Origin of the sequence: Mycobacterium sp. (assembly GCF_035570115.1) — a bacterium.
In the GTDB taxonomy this organism is placed as follows: domain Bacteria; phylum Actinomycetota; class Actinomycetes; order Mycobacteriales; family Mycobacteriaceae; genus Mycobacterium.
The window spans coordinates 1-2,844 of the sequence record NZ_DATMLH010000106.1 but is presented as its reverse complement, the minus strand read 5'-3'; the positions used below and the strand labels follow the sequence as shown (position 1 = coordinate 2,844).

Genomic DNA, 2,844 nt, shown 5'->3' with positions numbered 1-2,844 from the left:
GCAGTCGTCGAACCGCCCCTCAAGCTTGTGCTGCTGGAAAACCCCGGCCATGGTGGCACCCTCAACCATCTCGGCGTCGAAGTCGGCACCAGCGACACCGTCCACACCGAAATCGCCCGGCTCACCGACGAAGGCTTATTCACCCAGGAAGAGCTCAACACCACCTGCTGCTTCGCCGCCCAAGACAAAGTCTGGGTCACAAGCCCCAGCGGTGAACGCTGGGAGGTCTACACCGTCTTGGCCGACTCCGACACCTTCGGATCCAACGCCGACCAAACCTGCTGCACGGCATAACCCCTCGGCTCGATCGGGGTGGGATCGACTGCCGTCGCTGCCAGCAGCCAGGCCAACTCTTCTTCCGCTTCAGGACGTCGCCGGGCGGCGTCACGCGGATGGCGAGAAGTCGATGTCATCATAGGAGAGTGCGGTTACCGCAGTCGACAGATCCGCGGCCACGCAACGTCGGGATCCTTTTGGCCGCTGGTGCCGGCCGCCGATACGGCAAGCCGAAGGTACTAGTTGATGGTTGGCTGGACACCGCGGTTGCTGCGCTGCGCGATGGGGGATGCGCCGACGTCGTTTTGGTCTTGGGTGCCGCCGAGGTCGCTCCCCCGCGCGGCGTCACCGCGATCACCGCTCGGTACTGGCATGAGGGCCTCAGCGCTTCAGTGCGTGCGGGTCTACTGCAGGCCGACGGCATGCACGCCGACTATGCCGTGCTGCATGTCATCGACACTCCCGATGTGGGCGCAGCAGTGGTGTCGCGGGTGTTGGGTCGCGCGTTGAGCTCCGAAAGTGGGCTTGCGCGAGCGTATTTCGATGGACGGCCCGGACATCCGGTGGTGATAGCGCGGCGGCACTGGCCCGAGGTGCTGGCCCTGATATCCGAGGATCGAGGCGCGGGTGCGTACCTGAGCACCAGGCGCGACGTAGAAATCGTCGACTGCGCCGATCTTGCGGGCGGTCAGGACATAGATGAGCTTTAAGCCGCGTAAGCGCCGTTCGGTGCGCGCTTACGGCGCTGCCGCTAACTCCAGAGCGTGACGTGCACCTTTGGGCGGAATCTGGTCACCCCGACGCCAGTTCCCCGGATCATCGCCTGGATGCACCTCGGCGTGGTGATGAAGCGGACCAGTTCGGACACGGCGGGCTGGCGGGCTGACGGTGGCAGCGTCGCTACACACCACTCGCCCGACCTGTCCAGCCCGGGGCCGATCACGTGGGTCAACCGCCCGGCGGAAAGGTCTTTGGCGATCGCGAAACCGATGGTCAACGTGACGCCGCCAACCCGCTGAACCTCCTCGAGCGCGGCGGCCTCGCTCTGAAAGATTCGTTGTTGTGACTCCGGAATTGCCAAGCCACGCAACATGGTTGCGATCTCGCCGCCCACGCTACCTGCCGATGGTCCGAGCATCCACTGTTGTTGTCGCAACAGCCCGGGCGTCGGAACACCTACGACCAGTGGGCTATTCGGCGGCGCCACGGTGATGATCTGATATTTCAGAAAGGGACGCACGAAGATCGAAGCGTCGGAGCCGAGCGAACTTTCACTTGCCGGTCCGATCGCGATGTCAACGGCGCGCGAACAAATCAGGTCGCGGAATTGGCTCGTCGGGTGCACGCTCAACTCGACAGACAAGTCGTCGGCCCGCGACGAGAAGAGCTCGATCAGGCCCGGTGCGGCGTGTTCGGCGAAGGCGCTGGACGCGGCGATCCGCAGCAGGCGGCGCCCGTGGGCGGCCTCGGTGACCTCGATCGCGGTTTGCTGTTGCAGACCCAGGATCTCGACCGCGCGGCTGGCCAGCCGGAGTCCGCCCGGCGTGAACGCCAGTCCGGCACCGGTCTTGGTGAACAACGGGTCTTCGAGTTCCTTGCGTAGCGCTGCCACGTGCATCGAGACACCGGCGTCGGATACGCCTAGTTCCGCGGCAGCCGCTCGGACCGAACCCAGACGAACCACCGCCGAATAGGCCCGAAGTTGAGCCGGAGTCATGGAACGAGCCTACTTCGGGGCCTAGTTTGAGAGATGTGCGTGACGTGCTTGCCGAGCTCATGTCGATCTGGCGTGCTGATGACACCGCAGGGCTCGGGACGGTAGTGCGAACATTCCACTCGGCGCCGCGGCCGCCTGGGGCCTCGATGGTGGTAGCTCCGGACGGTTCAGTGAGTGGGTCGGTGTCGGGTGGCTGCGTAGAGGGCGCTGTTTATGAACTGGCCACCGAGGTGGCGCAAACCGGGACTCCACGGCTGCACCGCTATGGGGTCAGCGACAGCGATGCCCTCGCGGTCGGCCTGACCTGCGGCGGCATCATCGACATCTTCGTCGAGTCGGTGTCGCGAGCGACGTTCCCCGACCTTGACGAGGTGGCCGACGACGTCGGTGAGCACCGTGCTGTCGCGGTTGCGACCGTCATCGCCCACCCGGACGCGCAGTGGGTTGGCCGCAGGCTGGTCATCCGACCGGACGCGGTGACCGGATCGCTGGGTTCGGCGCGTGCCGACGCCGCGGCCGCCGACGACGCGCGCGGCTTGCTCGCGGTGGGCCGCAGCGAAGTCCTTGAGTATGGACCCGACGGGCAGCGTCTGGGCGCAGGCTTGGAGGTCTTCGTGTCCAGCTACGCTCCGCGCCCGCGGATGCTGGTGTTTGGTGCCATCGACTTCGCCGCCGCCCTGGCCCAGCAGGGATCATTTCTCGGCTACCGGGTTACCGTCTGCGATGCCCGCCCGGTGTTCGCCACCCGAGCACGTTTTCCAACGGCCGACGAGGTGGTTGTCGACTGGCCGCACCGGTATCTTGCCGCCCAGGCCGAGGCGGGCACCATCAACGAGAGCACGGTGATCTGT

At 65.9% G+C, this 2,844-nt stretch carries 4 protein-coding genes; 3 read left to right on the top strand and 1 reads right to left on the bottom strand.

Annotated elements, in window-relative coordinates; all coding sequences use genetic code 11:
* Both VNW74_RS09410 and VNW74_RS09405 read left to right on the top strand, forming a co-directional pair.
* Positions 1-294: ArsI/CadI family heavy metal resistance metalloenzyme (locus VNW74_RS09410; protein ID WP_325676329.1), on the top strand; the 294-nt coding region annotated here is incomplete at its 5' end.
* A 128-nt stretch (positions 295-422) separates the two neighbouring features.
* Positions 423-986 (top strand): nucleotidyltransferase family protein, encoded by a 564-nt coding sequence (locus VNW74_RS09405; RefSeq protein WP_325676328.1) that lies wholly within the window; start codon positions 423-425, stop codon positions 984-986.
* Positions 987-1,027: 41 nt separating this feature from the next.
* Here VNW74_RS09405 and VNW74_RS09400 read toward each other — a convergent pair whose 3' ends face one another.
* On the bottom strand, positions 1,028-1,993 hold the full coding sequence (locus VNW74_RS09400) for a LysR family transcriptional regulator (protein WP_325676327.1): 966 nt from the start codon (positions 1,991-1,993) through the stop codon (positions 1,028-1,030).
* A gap of 35 nt (positions 1,994-2,028) precedes the next feature.
* Between VNW74_RS09400 and VNW74_RS09395 the strand changes: the two genes are divergently transcribed.
* Positions 2,029-2,844: XdhC family protein (locus VNW74_RS09395; RefSeq protein WP_325676326.1), on the top strand; the 816-nt coding region annotated here is incomplete at its 3' end.